16 protein-coding genes and 1 tRNA gene are annotated in these 15,120 nt (G+C 69.0%); 8 read left to right on the forward strand and 9 right to left on the reverse strand.

Annotated features, from left to right (window positions below; genetic code table 11):
* Positions 1-9: 9 nt before the first annotated feature.
* Positions 10-675 carry a hypothetical protein gene (locus OHA25_RS21545; RefSeq protein ID WP_327589295.1) on the forward strand — a complete coding sequence of 222 codons (666 nt, stop codon included), beginning with the start codon at positions 10-12 and terminating at the stop codon, positions 673-675.
* Here OHA25_RS21545 and OHA25_RS21550 read toward each other — a convergent pair.
* Together OHA25_RS21550 and OHA25_RS21555 are read right to left on the reverse strand one after the other, a co-directional pair.
* Complete coding sequence (locus OHA25_RS21550) at positions 647-1,177, reverse strand: cysteine dioxygenase (RefSeq protein WP_327589296.1); 531 nt, start codon at positions 1,175-1,177, stop codon at positions 647-649. The genes OHA25_RS21545 and OHA25_RS21550 overlap by 29 nt on opposite strands.
* A complete protein-coding gene (locus OHA25_RS21555; RefSeq protein WP_327589297.1) occupies positions 1,174-2,034 on the reverse strand; it encodes an amidohydrolase family protein in 861 nt (286 codons plus the stop codon). The genes OHA25_RS21550 and OHA25_RS21555 overlap by 4 nt, the downstream gene beginning before the upstream one ends.
* A 253-nt stretch (positions 2,035-2,287) precedes the next feature.
* Here OHA25_RS21555 and OHA25_RS21560 point away from each other — a divergent pair, with 253 nt between their 5' ends.
* Complete coding sequence (locus tag OHA25_RS21560) at positions 2,288-3,277, forward strand: LacI family DNA-binding transcriptional regulator (RefSeq protein WP_327589298.1); 990 nt, start codon at positions 2,288-2,290, stop codon at positions 3,275-3,277.
* A 126-nt stretch (positions 3,278-3,403) separates the two neighbouring features.
* Here the strand turns inward: OHA25_RS21560 and OHA25_RS21565 are convergent, their stop codons facing one another.
* The gene (locus OHA25_RS21565; protein ID WP_327589299.1) at positions 3,404-4,762 is read right to left on the reverse strand and encodes an aromatic amino acid ammonia-lyase; all 1,359 of its coding nucleotides are present in this window, start codon (positions 4,760-4,762) and stop codon (positions 3,404-3,406) included.
* 7 nt (positions 4,763-4,769) lie between these two features.
* A complete protein-coding gene (locus OHA25_RS21570) occupies positions 4,770-5,150 on the reverse strand; it encodes a phage holin family protein (protein ID WP_327589300.1) in 381 nt (126 codons plus the stop codon).
* 134 nt (positions 5,151-5,284) lie between these two features.
* Here OHA25_RS21570 and OHA25_RS21575 point away from each other — a divergent pair, with 134 nt between their 5' ends.
* Positions 5,285-5,554 carry a hypothetical protein gene (locus tag OHA25_RS21575; protein ID WP_138664138.1) on the forward strand — a complete coding sequence of 90 codons (270 nt, stop codon included), beginning with the start codon at positions 5,285-5,287 and terminating at the stop codon, positions 5,552-5,554.
* Here OHA25_RS21575 and OHA25_RS21580 read toward each other — a convergent pair.
* A complete protein-coding gene (locus OHA25_RS21580) occupies positions 5,551-6,327 on the reverse strand; it encodes an FAD:protein FMN transferase (RefSeq protein WP_327589301.1) in 777 nt (258 codons plus the stop codon). The two genes, OHA25_RS21575 and OHA25_RS21580, sit on opposite strands and share 4 nt — an antisense overlap.
* Positions 6,328-6,377: 50 nt before the next feature.
* The gene (locus OHA25_RS21585) at positions 6,378-7,079 is read right to left on the reverse strand and encodes a hypothetical protein (protein WP_327589302.1); all 702 of its coding nucleotides are present in this window, start codon (positions 7,077-7,079) and stop codon (positions 6,378-6,380) included.
* A gap of 52 nt (positions 7,080-7,131) precedes the next feature.
* Between OHA25_RS21585 and OHA25_RS21590 the strand changes: the two genes are divergently transcribed.
* The 3 genes from OHA25_RS21590 (at position 7,132) to OHA25_RS21600 (ending at position 8,831) form a co-directional block, all read left to right on the forward strand.
* On the forward strand, positions 7,132-7,548 hold the full coding sequence (locus OHA25_RS21590; RefSeq protein ID WP_327589303.1) for an OsmC family protein: 417 nt from the start codon (positions 7,132-7,134) through the stop codon (positions 7,546-7,548).
* A gap of 240 nt (positions 7,549-7,788) precedes the next feature.
* Positions 7,789-8,715 carry a nucleoside hydrolase gene (locus OHA25_RS21595; RefSeq protein ID WP_327589304.1) on the forward strand — a complete coding sequence of 309 codons (927 nt, stop codon included), beginning with the start codon at positions 7,789-7,791 and terminating at the stop codon, positions 8,713-8,715.
* Between the two features lie 42 nt (positions 8,716-8,757).
* Positions 8,758-8,831, forward strand: a tRNA-Lys gene (locus OHA25_RS21600).
* Between the two features lie 142 nt (positions 8,832-8,973).
* Here OHA25_RS21600 and OHA25_RS21605 read toward each other — a convergent pair.
* The 3 genes from OHA25_RS21605 to OHA25_RS21615 form a co-directional block, all read right to left on the reverse strand.
* Positions 8,974-12,042 carry an AAA domain-containing protein gene (locus OHA25_RS21605; RefSeq protein ID WP_327589305.1) on the reverse strand — a complete coding sequence of 1,023 codons (3,069 nt, stop codon included), beginning with the start codon at positions 12,040-12,042 and terminating at the stop codon, positions 8,974-8,976.
* A 319-nt stretch (positions 12,043-12,361) separates the two neighbouring features.
* On the reverse strand, positions 12,362-12,817 hold the full coding sequence (locus OHA25_RS21610; RefSeq protein ID WP_327589306.1) for a hypothetical protein: 456 nt from the start codon (positions 12,815-12,817) through the stop codon (positions 12,362-12,364).
* Positions 12,818-12,992: 175 nt separating this feature from the next.
* Positions 12,993-13,286: a hypothetical protein gene (locus OHA25_RS21615; RefSeq protein ID WP_327589307.1), complete on the reverse strand. Its 294-nt coding sequence runs from the start codon at positions 13,284-13,286 to the stop codon at positions 12,993-12,995.
* Positions 13,287-13,498: 212 nt separating this feature from the next.
* Here OHA25_RS21615 and OHA25_RS21620 point away from each other — a divergent pair, with 212 nt between their 5' ends.
* Both OHA25_RS21620 and OHA25_RS21625 read left to right on the forward strand, forming a co-directional pair.
* Entirely contained in the window at positions 13,499-14,557 is a 1,059-nt protein-coding gene (locus tag OHA25_RS21620; protein ID WP_327589308.1) for a hypothetical protein, read from the forward strand.
* Between the two features lie 270 nt (positions 14,558-14,827).
* A complete protein-coding gene (locus OHA25_RS21625; RefSeq protein WP_305916555.1) occupies positions 14,828-15,103 on the forward strand; it encodes a DUF1876 domain-containing protein in 276 nt (91 codons plus the stop codon).
* Positions 15,104-15,120: the final 17 nt, after the last annotated feature.

Raw genomic sequence — 15,120 nt, forward strand, 5'->3', positions numbered from 1 at the left:
TGTTCCAGCGTGCTGACCGAGGCGCTCCAGCGTTTGGCCGACGGGCGCGGCGGGGTGATCGGGGTCGAGCCCGGCCTCGTCGTCGAGCCGGACCCGAGCTGGACGCCGGTCGCGGAGTTGCTGCGGGAGCCGTACCCGCTGCTGGACGGGCTGATCGACGAGACGGCCGGGCGCTGGAACGCGCCACGCCACGTCGGCGCGGCGTTGTTCTGGAAGACCTTCGCCTACTGGCACACGTTGCCGATGGCGCTCGGCTGGGCGCTGGACCGGCGGGTGCCGATCATGCGGTTGCCGGAGACCTATTTCAAGCCGTCCGGCGCCGGGGTGACGATCGCCGCCACCCGCGTGACGTGGGACTCGGGCGCGGGAGCCATCCGTGAGGCGCTGGCGGAGTCGCAAGAACCCCTGGTCCAGGCCATCAGCGCGCGGGCCAAGGTCGGGGAGCGCACGTTGTGGGGCTCCACGGCGGAGGCATTGGCCCACCCGCTGACGGCCGTCGTGCCCGGCGACTACATGACGTTGCTCAGGGAGATCGGCCGGCCGGTCGACGGGCTGGTGGAGCCCACGGACGACGGATACTTCCGCAGGACCTGCTGTCTGTGGATCACGCTTCCCGACGTCGAGCCCTGCGGAAGCTGCTGCGTCCTCAGGCCACGGCATCGTCCAGCGGCCTGAGCTCGTCGGCGTAGCTGACGGAAACGCGGCGCATGACACCGGTGCCGTCGATCGAGTATTGCCCGAGCCGCCACAGCGGTGGCGAGTAGGCGTGGATGGACACGCTCTGGTCCACCGCGCCGGTCAGCCGGTGAATGTGGTCGGGCCCGAACGAGAACGACTGTCCCTCCGGCATCACCGTCTCCAGATGCTCGCCGCCGATCCGCGGGTTGCACTCCAGGAGCGCGCCCTTGACCACGTGCACGGCCCCGGAGGAGATGTCGTGGTCGTGCCAGCCTGTGTCGTCCTCGGGGCGCCAGCACAGCACCCAGACGTCCACGTACGCGTCGCGGTGCAGCGAGGCGAAGTGCCGGCCGCCGTCCTCGGGGAACGCCACCAGGTCGCGCCACTCCTCCGGGCGGGCGGCCAACTGGTCCACCAGGTCGCGCAGCTCGCGCCGGTCGAGCGTGCGCTCCGGGAGCGTGGCACAGGTGCCCCCGTCCTGGATCTGTTTGGTGCTCACTTGCGAGGCTCCTTTCCGTTAAGAAGGCGACGGGGGTTGGTCACGCGGATGGCGTGGGCGGCCGCGGCGCCCAGTCCGGGGTCGGGTGCGGTGGCGTAAGGGGCGTCCGAGCCGTTGACCACGACATCGATGCCCAGCTCGCGGACGATCGCGTCGATCGCGCGCGGGCCGTAGGAGGAGGTCTCCACGAAGGCGTTCCTGTCGACCAGGCCGCGGACGGTCCCGCCCCTGGTGATCAGGCGTTCGGCGTGCAGCGGCGCCAGGCCGGCCAGCAGCGCGAAGCACACCCGCAGCCGCGGGTGCCTGGGCCTGACGACGGCGTGGAAGTAGTGCCACGCCTGGTGCATCTGCTGGACGTACGGCACGAGCGCCGGCCACCACGGTGGCAGGCCCTCGGCGGCCTTCGCCGGACCTGGGTGCACGAACAACGGCAGGTCCCGGTCGGTGAGCACCTCCAGCAGCCGGTCGTCGGGCGCGGCGGTCGCGGGGATCTGCAACCCCGCGCAGCCCCGGTCGAGGTCTTTGGCCAGCCGGTCGGGGTCGGGCTCGCTGTGGCAGGTGGCCGCCCAGGCGCCGAACGGCTCGCCCAGTGCCAGCGCGCCCTCGTGATAGGCGTCGAGCACCGGCCAGCACTCCTCCGGTGGCAGGAACTCGATGCCCAGCGGGCTCGACAGCGACACCAACGCCAGCTCCAGGCCGGTGGTGTCGCGGTGCTCATGGTCGGCCGGATCCACCTCGTACGGAGGCTCGCCGTCGAGGATCAACGTCCACTCGTCGAGGTAGGGCGGGGAGGTGCGGGCGCGCAGCGCGTCGACGAACGACCCTGTCCACAGATGCTGATGCACATCGATGCTCACGCCCACACCTCCCTGTATTTCCTACAAGTATTGCAGGTAAACCTGGTCACCTGCGAATCGAGGCTTGTGAACCGCTTCAGTGATTCGTTTCAGTGAACCGCTTCACGTAGGATCTGTCAATGGCTCGCCCGGTGTACGCGGCCCGTCCGAGCTGCCCGATTTCCTCGGGAAGCTACGGAGAATTCACGACCCTGGCCGGGTATGCCTACGGCGGGAACCCGAATCTGTCGGTGCCACACAATAGGCTGGCTGAATGTCTCGCAAGAGAGCCACGATCCGTGAGGTGGCTCAGGCCACTGGCCTGTCACCGGCGGCTGTCTCCTACGCGCTACGCGGCCTGCAAGTGTCCGAGGAGACGATGGAGCGGGTGCGCGCCGCGGCCGCCGAGCTCGGCTACGAGGCCGACCCCATCGCCAGGGCCCTGGCCAGCGGGCGCACGGGCATGATCGGGCTGCTCTGCGGCTCGCTCGAGGACCTGTGGCAGCAGTCGCTGGCGGTCGGCATCAGCAGGGGTCTGCGGGAGAAAGACCGCTACGCCCTGATCCTCGACGCGGTCGGCGACCCCGCCAGAGAGCGGGCCCTGGCCCAGCAGCTCCGCGACCAGCGGGTGGACGGCATGATCGTCCAGCCGCTCGATCCTTCCGCCGCGTTCTGGAAGGAGTTGTGCGAGTCGCTGCCGGTCGTGGCGATCGGCGACTCGCTCGCCGGCACGGCCGGAGAGGTGATCTTCGATAACCGGAGGGGGGTGACGCTGGCGCTGGAGCACCTGCGCGCCCTGGGGCACCGCAACATCGCCGTGCTCACCCCGACCAGGGCCAGCACGCCCGACCGTCCCGCCGACGTGCACGTCACGGCCGAGGCCGAGCGCCTGGGGCTGGACATCGAGCTCACCACCGCCCCGCACGGCCTGGCCGGGGCCACCGCGGTGGCCCGCGACATCCTCGCCGACGACAAGCCGAGCGCGGTGTTCTGCTTCGCCGACTCCATCGCGTACGGGGTCTACGCGGCGGCGCAGGAGCTGGGGCTGTCGGTTCCCGGCGACGTGTCGGTCATGGGCTACGACGCCCACCCGATGTCGGGGCTGCTCACGCCGGGCCTGACGACGGTGGACTGGGACATCGACGGGATCGTGCGGGCGGCCGTGCGGCTCATCTCGGCGGCAGCCGACGGCGCCACCCGCCGGCGCCGCATCGTCCAGGCCCCCACACTGAGGGAACGCGGCTCGGTCGCCCAGCTCTCCTGACCCCCGCCAGCCCTCCACGCTGCCGCATGTATGGCCGGCACGGTCTGACGGTGGGCGGTGGCGTTCGCCGGGTGGAGCGTGAGTCCATGGGCGTGGATGACGCCGGGCGTGTGGCGCTCGCGGCGGTCAACGCGTGTGGTGGGCGGTGGAGGTGGTCAGGGCGCGGCGTGCCTCCTCCAGGTCATCGGTGAGCGGCCGGTCCGGTGGAGGGGTGTTGAGCGCCCGGGTGGCGGCGGCGCGCTCACAGGCCAGCACGAGCTCCAACGGCTCCAGGCAGCGCAGGGCGTGCCGTGCGGCCTGGGTGGCGAAGCCGGCATGGTCCTCGACCCCCAGGGAGATCACCGCGGTGCCGGTCGTCACCGGGTTCGCGAGGTGGCGTAGCTCGGTCAGGGCGTCCTGGGCCACGTACTCGAGGATCAGGACGCCCGAGGCACCGGGACGGTCGGCGAGGAAGGGGTGGCGGCCGGTGTAGACCGGGTCCATGAGGGCGGCCAGGCGGGCCGTGCTGAGCTGGGCCGTCTGCACCAGCGCGGCGCGCAGCGCGTCCAGCGCCAGGGCGACGGGAGAGGAGTGGAAGTTGCCGTTGTGCCAGGCCAGAGAGCCGGCCATGAGTGGGTTCTCGGCCGCGGCGTTGAGGTCGATCTCGACGGTGGCGGCGGCCCGGTCGAGGGCGTCCACGGCGGCGCCGTGCACCTGGGCGAAAGCGCGGAAGCCGTACGGGTCCTGGATGCGGGCGGCCTGCTCCCTGGCGAGCAGTCCGCGCAGGCGCGCGGCGACGGCGGCCTGGCCGCGATGTGGTCGGGCCTCCTGTACGGCGGCGGCCAGCGGCTCGGCCGAGGCCCCGACCGCGGTGAACGACAGGGCGGCGACGTCTACGGTGGCCCCGAGCAGGAGACGCAGGCGGTGGCAGGCGATGGCGGCGTCGGCCAGGGTGGCGGCCCCTGAGCTGATGAACGGCAGGGCGTCGCCCGAGGTGAGGGGATAGCGGGGAGGTGGTGGTGTCCCTTCGCGGCGTTCCTGCGCGGGCTCGTGGTGCCAGGGGAGTTCGCCGAGCAGGCACAACGCCGTGGTGGCCAGGGCCGTGAGGTCGCCGGTGCCGATGGCGCCGTACGTGCGGATCGGCGGCGTGAATCCGTGGTTGACCGCGTCGGCCAGCACCGGGAGCACCGCCGGGTCGATGCCGGAGCCGCCGGCGAGCAACTGGTTGAGCCGGACGACGAGCATCGCCCGGGCGCGGGCGGGCTCGACCGGCGCCCCGGCGCCGCACGCATGGCTGCGCAGCACGTGCAGGCCGGGGGCCTCGATGCGAACGTCCTTGCCGGCGCCGACGCCGGTGCTGCGGCCGTAGACCGGGCCGGTCAGCTCCTGAGCGGTGACCCACGCGGCGCGGGCCCGATCGAGGGAGGCGATCGCGACCCGGGCCCGGCCGTACGCGGCCTCGTGGACCTGCGCGCAGGTCAGTCCGGCGCCGTCGAGCAGCACCATCGGAAGGTCAGTCGTTGTCGGGGATGAACAGCCCCAGCAGCCAGCTCACCACGCTAACGATGATCGCGCCCCAGAACGCGGCCGGGTAGAAGTTGTCGACTTGGAAGGGGATGTCGAACTGGCCCGCGATCCAACTGGTCAGCAGCAGCATGGCCGCGTTGATCACAAGCAGGAACAGGCCCAGCGTCAAGACGATGATCGCGCAGCCCAGCGCCTTGACGATGGGTTTGACGATCGCATTCACGATGCCGAAGATCAGTGCCACGAGGAGCAGGACGCCCCAGTATGTGGGGGAGTTGGTGGGAGCGTTGACGTCGATGCCGTCGATGAACTGCACGGCCACCCACAGCGCCACTGCCGCCGCGAGCGTTCTGATGATGAATCTCACGCTGGTTGATCCTCCCACTTGCGATCGGCGCCGCGGTAGAGGCGCAGTCAGAACGATGCCCGGTCGTCACTGTTGGTAGTCACCGGTTATCGCTGCCCGAACTCGGGGAAGAGGCGTGCAGGGGAGGGAGCGAGATGGACGCGAACGGGCTCGAGTCGTTGCCGGCGAACGAATTGCACGATCGTGCGGTGCGGTATGCCGTACGCCACGGTGACCTGGGGTTCCTGTGGGACCTGCTGAAGGTGATCCCCGCCGCTGAGGCCGCCACCGGTCACGAGACCGACGCCGACCTCACCAAGGTGTCCGCGTTGCTCAGCGACGCCATCGCGGCGGGGGAGGGCGAGCTGGGGGAGGCACTGCGCCCGGTTTATATCGAATACCTGCGTAAACATCCCGACGCCTAGCCCGCCATGCGGGCCTCCGCGCCGCTGTACGCCGCGAAGCCCGGCGTGCTGAACTCCTGTCCGTCGCGGCCTGCGATCAGGGTCTGGTACGGGCCGGACTCGGCGAGGCGGGCCGCGTAGCGGCGGGCCAGGAGGGGGCCCATGGCGTAGATCGCGGTGGCGTACGCGTCGGCCACACCCAGGTCGGGGCCGATCACGGTGACGAAGCCGAACCCCTCCTGGACCTCGCCGGTGCGCGGGTTGACGATGGGAGCGCCGCCCGAGGTGGCGATGCCCAGGTCGTGAGCGAAGACGACCTTGCGCACCATGTCCTTGCGCGGATCCCGGACGCCGATGCGCCAGCGCTTGCCGGGGGCGGCCGAGCCGCGCACCCGGATGTCGTTGCCCGCCGTGAGGCGGTGGTCGCCCGCGCCCGCGTTGCAGAGGGCGCGGGAAAGGCGCTCCAGCGCCCATCCCTTGATGTAGCCCGATGGGTCGGTCACGCCGTTGATGCGGGGCTCGAACCAGCCGTCGGTGGCCTCGCTGAGCTCGTCGCATCGGTGCAGGACCTCGATGAACTCCGGGATCTGCTTGATCGTCTGGCCTCTGTTGAGCCGGCCGATCTGGCTGTCCTCCCTGACCGGGCTGAAGGTGTCGTCCACCCACCTCAACCAGGCGAAGGCGTCATCCAGCAGGGGCGTCAGCTCGCGTGCCGGGAGGGCGGTGCGGATGTCCACGCTGACGGGCATGCCCATGACCATTTCGACACGTGCGCTTCCTGGGAAAGTCGTCACCTTGCCTCCTTGTCCGCAGACCACCGTTGCAGACGACGCGTAATGTGGGGCTAAACCCTTTGCCGGGATTTGAGATGAATTTGTGACTTCGGGACTGCAAGGCGTGACAGCGCGCCGCCGACGTACCGCTTGAACTGCTGCGGACCGGCCACCACCACGTCCCGCTCGGCGATGTCGGGAATCTCACGACTCAGTCCGGAAGCGCTCAGTCGCTCCTTGGCCCGCGGATCGTGCTCCTTGCCGACGACGAGGATGAGCCCGTACCTGGCCTCCAGGTCCCGGAGCTCATCGGTGGGGTGCTCGGTGCGGTAGATCGCGACCGTGTCCGTGGCGCCGGCCAGGCGCGCCCGCAGCGCGGCCGGGTCCAGGTCGGTGGCGATCAGCAGGGAGCCCCTGGTCGTGTGGGGGACCTGGTGGCTCCAGACCGCCATTACGGCCGCCGCCGTGTACAGGATGAGGGAGCCCGCGCGGCTGAGGCTGGTCACGTACGCGGTCGAGCTGAACTGGTGTGCCACCAGCAGCGCGCCCGCCAGATAGCCGCCGAGTCGCAGACGCTGCTTGGCTTCCTCGGTACGCAGGTAGTCGGCGGCCTTGACGCTGAGGAAGCCGAGCGCCACGAGCAACCCCGCGGCGGCGTAGGCGGTGGGAGTCCACGGGTATCCGAAACCCGGCTGGATCGCACCGAACTCGGCTACGGCGACCCCGCTCCAGAACAGGACCGGGCCGTGTTGCGCATTCGCCTGGCTTGCCATGGTGACCACCATGCTGAAGGAACATGAAAGGTTGCTGAGTAAGGTCTGAAACATGGCTAATGTGCGTGTTGAGCGGACCGAAGATGGCGGGTTCCGGGCAGTGAACGGCCGCGGCGCCGAGGTGCGGATCGGCGGTGGGAAGGACGACGGGGTGTTCTCGCCGGTGGAGCTGTTGCTGGCGGCGGTGGGGGGCTGCAACATCGTGACCGTCGAGCCGCTCACCGCCCAGCGGGGGCACCGGCTGCTGCGGCTGGCCATGACCGTCGAGGCAGAAAAGGTGGAATCGAACAAGCTGGGCCCGGTGACGGTCACGTACGACGTGGAGGTGCCGTCGGAGAAGGCCGATGAGGTGTTCCGGGCCGTGGCGGGGCGGGTGCACGACAAGTACTGCACGGTGAGTAGGTCCCTGGGGGAGGGCACGGAAGTTCAGCTGGAGCTGTCCCCACCAGACGAAACAGAGTCGGATTAAACAGATATTCGACCCCGTTATGACGCGACCGTTGCATTCGTCTCGGTAGCGTTGTAGCAGGTCAGGAGCTCTGCGACTGACTGAGGACTTTCACCGAAGCGGACGCGGAGGGGGACCGCGGGCCGCTAGTGCGGGACCGCCGACGTTTTTGGGGGAAAGCGTCGGCCTGGACCGCCGCCGATCGGGCCGGGCAGCTTTGGGGGAACTGCCCGGCCCGATCTATGCGTATCCTCCGGTTCCGTGAAGAAAGTTCTCATTGACTGCGACCCCGGCATCGACGACGCCCTCGCCCTGGCCCTGGCCGCCGGATCCCGTGACGACTTGGACGTGGTGGGCGTCACCACGGTGGGCGGCAACGTCGACCTCCCACTGACCACGGCGAACGCGCTGGCGCTCAGGGAGTTCCTCGACCTCGGCGACGTGCCGGTCACGCCGGGCAGCGCGGGCGCGCTGCTGCGGCACACGGTGCGCGCCACCGCCGTCCACGGCGTCACCGGACTCGGCGACGCGGTGTTGCCCGCGGCGCTGCGCGGCCCGTCCGAGGGACACGCGGTCGACTTCATCGTGGACACGCTGCGGGCCGCGCCCGGCGAGATCACGCTGGTGGCGGTAGGCCCCCTGTCGAACGTCGCCCTCGCCGTGCGGCGTGAGCCGCGCGTCGTCGAGTGGGCCCGCGACCTGGTCATCATGGGCGGCTCCTACACGCGCGGCAATCACAACCCCGCCGCCGAGTTCAACATCCTGGCCGACCCGGAGGCGGCCGCGATCGTCTTCGAGGCCGGGTGGACGGTCAAGCAGCTGGGCCTCGACGTGACGCTGTCCGCCGTGGTGACCTCGGACGTGCTGGACCGCATGCGGTCGCTCGGGCGGCTGGCCGAGCTGCTGGTGCCGGCCGCGCAGTCGTACATGCCCGTGACGGCCGAGAGCGGGCCGGCCATCCATGACGCGTGCGCGGTGGCGTACGTGCTCGATCCTTCCCTCTTCACCTGCGTCCCGGCCGTGGTGAACGTGGAGACGAACGGGTCCTACACGCGCGGGATGACGGTGACGGACTTCGAGATCGGGGACCGGCGGGCGAACGCGCTGGTGGCGACGTCGCTGGACGTGAAGAGGTTCTGGGACCTGGTGTTGGGGGCGTACGAGCGGCTGGCCGCCCGGCTCGGCTGACGTACTGGGCACTGAACGGCGGCTGATACAGTTACACCTGTTGCGCCGCTAGCTCAGTTGGTCAGAGCAGCTGACTCTTAATCAGCGGGTCCGGGGTTCGAGTCCCTGGCGGCGCACAGCGAGAATCCCAGGTTGGATCTGTTCCGACCTGGGATTTTTTTGTTTGGCGACCATGCCAATCGGGCCAAGATCGCGATTGCGGACTCGAAACGGGCTCGAACGCGGAGATCTTGGTAATTCCATGATCGGGACGCCCCGTTAGGCCCTGGACACTCCGTTTAGGCTGGTGGGAGCCAACGTTCCACCAGATGGCGGGGGATGGCGGCGTCGACGTGCCACAACTGGCGGGCCGGATCCCACCGTCCCGGCCGCTCGGGCCACTTGCTTGAGGTCGTCCTTCTCGTGACGGGGCGTATCGAGGTAGAGGCGGCCGTCGGCGACGACGCCTGGTGCGATGTGGCCGTCACCGGATGTCTGTGGGGTGGGGGTTCGGGGCGGCCAGGGGCGGGCGGGGCGTTCCATGCGGGCGCGTTCGACGATGTGTTGGACTCGCTGGCAGGAGGTCGGGTCGGTGATCCGCATCATCAGGTCGGTGGGGCCGATGTTGGCCAGGAGGTTGAGGGAGCCGTGCCACAGCACGGTTTCATCGAGGATGAGGACCTTCTCGTGCATGCGTTCACGCAGGTTCACCTGGCATCCGGCGGTGCGGAGCTCGTTGACGAGGTCGTCTCTGCGCTGATCCTGCGTCTGGTCGCGGGTGTGGATGGTGACCTGGACACCGGCTTGCACGCGGGGGCCGAGGTGGCGCAGCCAGGTGCGGACGGGAGCCGGGTCGAGGAAGGCGCAGTAGATTTCGATGGTGCGCTCGGCGCGGGCGATGTCCCAGGCGACGGCGCGTGCGACTTCGTCGGCGGGGAAGAACGCGGGTCGGGCGAGCTCTTCTTCGGGTAGTCCGGCCAGATCGGCCGCGCTGCGGAAGGGCACGAGATCGTCCACAGGCAGCCGATGAGCGCGTCGTTCCAGGTGGTCGAGCATGCGGGCGGCTTCGCTGGACGGGTTGAGCTCGGCATGCAGGAACTCGGTGTCGGCTACCAGGATGAGGTGGTCCTGGGCGCGGCTGAGGGCGACGTTGAGCAGGCGGCAGGTAGAAGAGGACAGGCCGAGGCCCTCGTAGAAGTAGCCGACCTTGTTTCCGGCTCCGGCCACCGTGTCGATGATCACGAGTGGGCGCTGGCTGCCTTGGAAGCGGTGGACGGTGTCGACGAGTCCGTGGTAGGTCTGGCCGAAGCGGTAGGTCAGGCTGTCGCGGAGCGCCTTCACCTGAGCTTTGTACGGGGCGATCACCGCCATGCGGCTGGTCGGCTGCTCGTCGGCCGACAGATCTGTCCATTTACGGGCGGGGAGGATCTCGTCGTACTGCAGACCGCGGATCAGTTCGTGGATGACGGCCTCGTGTACGGTGTTGGTGGTGTGGGCGTCGGCGCGGGACCTGGGGTTGGGCAGACGGCGTGCGGCGGTATCGATGAGGATCAGCGGCCCGTCCAGTAGGGGCGAGTGGGGAAGGCTGCCACGGTCTCCTCGTCCGGTGCGGAGCGGCGAGTCCGGGTAGGCCACGGCATTCACGATCTCGCAGATCGCAGGGCGCATCCGGTATTGGGTATCCAGGCACACCATGCGGGGATCGGCGCGCTGGGCCATACCGGAGACGTCGACGAGTCCTGCCAAGCTGAACGGATCGCGGTCCATCCACAGCCGAGCATGCTCCTGGTCGCTGGGCGAGGCCTTGCGGTCGCCGGAGGCCTTGGTCACTGCGGGCAGTTGCCGGAAGTCTCCGGCGAGGATGAGCCGGCGGATGGCGAGCCCGGCCGCGCACCAGGCTGAGGGTGTGTTGACCATCCCGGCCTCGTCGATGATGACGACGTCGATCGAGTCCATGAGCTTGCGTGACTGCACCGCCTTGGCCACGGTGGTGCCCATGACCCGGCAGTTCGCGCGGACCACGTCGGTGATCTTCTGGAGGTCCTTCTGGAGCCGCGAGAGGTGCTGCTGCAACTGGTCAACGGCATCTTGGAGCGGGCCGCGGGGCGGGATCGTGCGGAGGCGCGCTCGCAGGGCGAGCACCTCGGTTTCGGTCCTGGCTGCCTCGGCTGCGTAGCGTTGCTGGGCGGCATGAGCGGCGGGCAGTTGCTGATTGAGGGTGGTCAGCTCGTGCTGGCGTTCCCACCGCATCAGGCCCAGGTGGTCTAGCTTGTCCTGCTTCCTCTTGGCGAAAAGCCCGGAGGGTGCGCCGAGGCTGTGGATCTCTCGGTCTATCTCGCCGATCGCGGCATGCTGTAGCTGGATCTGCTGCTGGAGGGAGCCGAGGTGGCGATTGGCGTCCCCGCACTGGGTGCGGAGATTCACCAGCCGGGTCTCCGCCTCCGCCGCATCGGCATGGACGGCGAGATCTCGGCGTGCCGCCTCCAGCCGCTCACGGATATCGGTGATCTGCACGGTGATGGAGGTCGACAGTCGCTGCGTGATCTGGGTCGGGTCGATCTTGTCGCCGAAAGCGGCTGCCAGTGAGGCCAGTTCGATCTCTCCGGCGCGTTGCACGAGTCCTGTGTCGAAGCCTTGCTCGTCTGACAGCAGCATGCAGATCCGTTCCAGGGCCTGATCGACGGCTACCTTGGTCGGGGCCACGAACAGCACCTGGAGTCCTTGCCGGTAGCAGCCCTCGACGATGCACCCGACCACGTCGGTCTTTCCGGTGCCCGGTGGCCCCCAGATGAAGGTCAGTTCGCTGCCGAGTGCCTGCTCGATCGCTCGTCGCTGCTGGTCGTTGAGCGTGCGCTCCCGGTAGCCCCGGATGAAGCGCTCGGGGGTGGCGCAGTGGTCGATGCGTGGTGGCGCCTGGCCGGTCAGCCAGCCTGTGGCGGTCAGGTTGACGGGGCTGTTACTCCCGGCGGTCGATTCCAGCCTCTCGATGACGGTTTCCCATCCAGTTGTCTCGTCCTCACGCACCTGCGCGTTGCCCGGTTGGCTACCGAGGTCGGCCACGGTACGGACCCTGACCTTCCCGTCGGGCATGCGGTGGACCTCGGCGGGTGTCCAGGCGTCGCGAGAGCTGGACAGACGGATCAGTTGCCGCTCTCCGGCGAACCAGTCCTTCCATGCCTTACAGGCAAACAGGTACTCGTGCCGCTCTCCGTGCTTCCCGACTCGGCGTCCCGCCGACAACGAGAGCTTGTCCCCGTCACCGTCGCTCCGTAGTTCCGCGGCGACCTCCAGGCGTACGGCTCTCAAGAGCTCATCTACGGGGAACGGCTTGCGCTGCGGACCTGTCATCGCGCTCCCTGGGGATGAGGAGATCAACCTGGCAATGCGGATCAGGACCTTACCCACGCCCGGCTCGGCACGCACTCGATCACGTGTTCAGGTGATTTCGGGCCGTCACAAAGCTCGCGGAAGGGGCAGCGTGCCGGAGTGGTGAAAGACACAAGTAAGGGCGGCCACCATGCGCGGCCGCCCCTACCGAGACCTTCCTATGGGTGCCGTGCCGGGCTGCGAACCAGGGCGGCAGCGTCTTCGGCGGACTGGCGGACAGGGGCCGGATCCCGTCGGAGATCTGGGCCGCTGGCGGGAGGCGATCGGCTGAGATCGTGGGCTACGTCTGCAGGCCTTGCTGCCAGTCGGCGAATCGGGCACGCATCGCGGTGATCCGGTCTGCATCTACTCCGTAGGGGATGAACTCGCGGTCGGGGATCCGTGAGAGGAAGGACAAGGACTCGACGAACATCTCGACGCTGAAGCCGGGGTTGTGCTCGGCCGCGATGGAGAGGAGTTGATCTCGGCCGTATCGGCCGCTGGTGATGATCGTGTCGATGTCGAGGAAGTCGCGCGGTGCCCACCGGTTGAACAGCGCGTCCATCTTCCCGGCCACGGCGTCGTCGGGATGCAGGACCGGGCCGATCTCCAGCAGTATCGGAGTCCTGGCCTGCCAGAAGACACCGAGATCCACTTTGCAGGCGTGGCCGTCGTCGTCGGTGATTTCCAGCTGAACCAGATCCGGAGTGTCGCGGATGACCTCGACGGTCAGTTGATGCGCTTTGAACGTGGCCACGAGATCCGCGCTGATCTGGCCGGGGTCCCACTTCGGGTGGTGAACAGTTCGATGTCTTCGGAAGGTCGGTCGCCCATGCCGTGAAGCTGCACTGCGAACCCGCCTCCGAGCACGAATTCCCGGTCCGCCACAGTGCCGAGCGCGATCCGGATGAGCCGTTCCTGTAGCTCGTCCATCAGGCCACGCGCGGGCTGGGCCGGAGATTCCTCAATTCCGGGAACCGGTTCTCCCAGAGAGCGCGGACCTGCCGGGCCGGGATCAGGTCGGCCCATCGGCGCAGGAGCAGGTTGCGGTTGAGCAAGCGGCAGATGTCGTCCTCGACGCCTTCTTCAAGCACGATCTTGTAGAGGGCGGCGCAGTCGTATTCGTCGTCGAGGTCGAACTCGCGGCGGCCGCTCCAGGCCAGGTGGTGGTCCAGCACGACAACGCCGTGCTCGGGCCCGCGCAGTCCGCTCAGCGCGTCTGGCACCGCATACGGTTTGGTGTCTCCGTAACTGAAGGGTGTGCTCCGCGTACCAGCCATAGCTCGAGTGTGCCTGATCCAATTGGCAGGAGGCGTTGACACCCCACGGGTGGCGTTCAAAACGATCGACTGAACTGCAACCGGAACGACCACTGCCCGTAACCGCCTTTACGCCCAAAGAGCGCCGCGCGTAACCCGGAATGTCATAACCTGCCGAAATGCTCGATCAACTTCTCGACGACCTGGCCCAGGCCGCGGAGGACCGGGACTCCGCACGCTTCTTCGACGTCCTGCCGCGGCTCTTCGCCGCGGCCGAAGGCGCCGACCGGCAGACGCTGTCCGCCGTGCTGGCGCGGCTCAGCGGACTCTTCGAGCGGGTCCCGTCCGGGATCGGCGCCCGCCTGGGCGTGTTGTGCGGCGCCCTGGCCGAGCGCGGCGCCGACCCGGCGCCGGTGGCCGAGCCGCTGGTCAACGGGCTGAGCGACTGCCTGGAGCTGGCCGGTACGTTCGCCGCGGCGTGGCGTACGGCAACGGGCGAGGAGCCGCCGAAGCCCGTCGACGACGACTACGGCTGGATCCCGGCGACGGCGGAACGGCTGACGGGGGCGGCGCTCACCCGCGAGCAGGCGATCGTGCTGACCGACGCGTGGACGCTCGCGCACCTGTGGGCCATGCCCGTCATGTCGATCCTGCAGCTGTCGCCGCAGGTCAGGGCCGCACTACCGGGCCGTGAGCGGCTGATCGCGGCTCTGGGGTCGGTGCTCGACGAGCGCGCCGACCTGGAGTTCCTCGCCGGGCTGCTGCGGGTGCTCGACGGCGAGCGGCTGATCGTGCTGCACCGGGAGAGCGGGCGCGGCTACGAGGTGCTGATCAGCGGGATCGGCGACAACTTCCAGCTGCACACGCTGCTGGCCGGCGCGCTGAGCGGCCCGGCCGCCGACGGGCTCCTCGAAGGGGTACGGCCGGACCCGGCGTGGGTGCGGGCCGCCGCGGACGGGCCCGTGGAGCCGGGCGCCGAGCCGGTACGCGGCCAGTTCAATCTGGTGGACGCGAACGGCAAGTGGATCTGGAACGAGGGCCGCCCGGCTGACATCCCCCGCCTGGACGGCGTACGCGTCGTGGTCCTCGACCCGCCGCCGTACGCGCGGACGTGGAGCCCGGGCCGGATGTACCCGATGATGCGCGGGGACGTGCGCCTGCGTCGCATCCTGCCGCAGGAGGAGGCGGCGGCATGGCTGGCGAAGGTCGCGCGAGGTGGGATAGACCGGAGCGGCTAGCGCGGAGCCGGAGCCTTTGCTATCTTGAACACGCACGATAATCAATCCTGTACACAATGAAGTCGCAAGGCGGCCCGGGCCGGTCGTCTCAGGGCGCGGAGACCTCCAGACGGTAGTCGGGTCTGTGAAACGCCAAGCACCCCATTCCACGATCTGCGGCGTCTTCGCCGCGGGTTCCTGCCGAAGGCGGGATGGGAGTCCTCGTCGTCCACGGCTAGGTGCAGGTCAATGCGGCGCCTCTGGGTAGGGTCGAATTAGGAGGTGGTCGTCGTGGATTACAAACAGTGGAACGTACAGATCTGGATCAGCGAGGATGACGCCGACGCTCTGACCACGGCCACGGCGGTGTTGTTCACGCCGGACGGCAAGCGGCACGAGAGCGTGGCGCACGCCCGCCGCAACCCGGTCGACCGGCCAGTGCCCGGGATCGGGGACGAGCTGGCCGCTGGGCGAGCACTGTCGGAGCTCGCCTCGAAGCTGATCGAGGATGGCGCGAAGGACGTCGCCCAGATGGCCGGCACGGCTGGACGGGCCGGCGCGACCTGATCTGTAGGCCTGGCCGG

Origin of the sequence: Nonomuraea sp. NBC_00507 (genome assembly GCF_036013525.1) — a bacterium.
Taxonomy (GTDB): Bacteria; Actinomycetota; Actinomycetes; order Streptosporangiales; family Streptosporangiaceae; genus Nonomuraea.

What these genes read in the sequence shown, in the direction of transcription:
- OHA25_RS21560 (WP_327589298.1), top strand. Translation starts at nt 2,288, where the DNA reads ATGTCTCGCAAGAGAGCCACGATCCGTGAGGTGGCTCAGGCCACTGGC.
- OHA25_RS21565 (WP_327589299.1), bottom strand. Translation starts at nt 4,762, where the DNA reads ATGGTGCTGCTCGACGGCGCCGGACTGACCTGCGCGCAGGTCCACGAG.
- OHA25_RS21575 (WP_138664138.1), top strand. Translation starts at nt 5,285, where the DNA reads ATGGACGCGAACGGGCTCGAGTCGTTGCCGGCGAACGAATTGCACGAT.
- OHA25_RS21585 (WP_327589302.1), bottom strand. Translation starts at nt 7,079, where the DNA reads ATGGCAAGCCAGGCGAATGCGCAACACGGCCCGGTCCTGTTCTGGAGC.
- OHA25_RS21590 (WP_327589303.1), top strand. Translation starts at nt 7,132, where the DNA reads ATGGCTAATGTGCGTGTTGAGCGGACCGAAGATGGCGGGTTCCGGGCA.
- OHA25_RS21605 (WP_327589305.1), bottom strand. Translation starts at nt 12,042, where the DNA reads ATGACAGGTCCGCAGCGCAAGCCGTTCCCCGTAGATGAGCTCTTGAGA.
- OHA25_RS21620 (WP_327589308.1), top strand. Translation starts at nt 13,499, where the DNA reads ATGCTCGATCAACTTCTCGACGACCTGGCCCAGGCCGCGGAGGACCGG.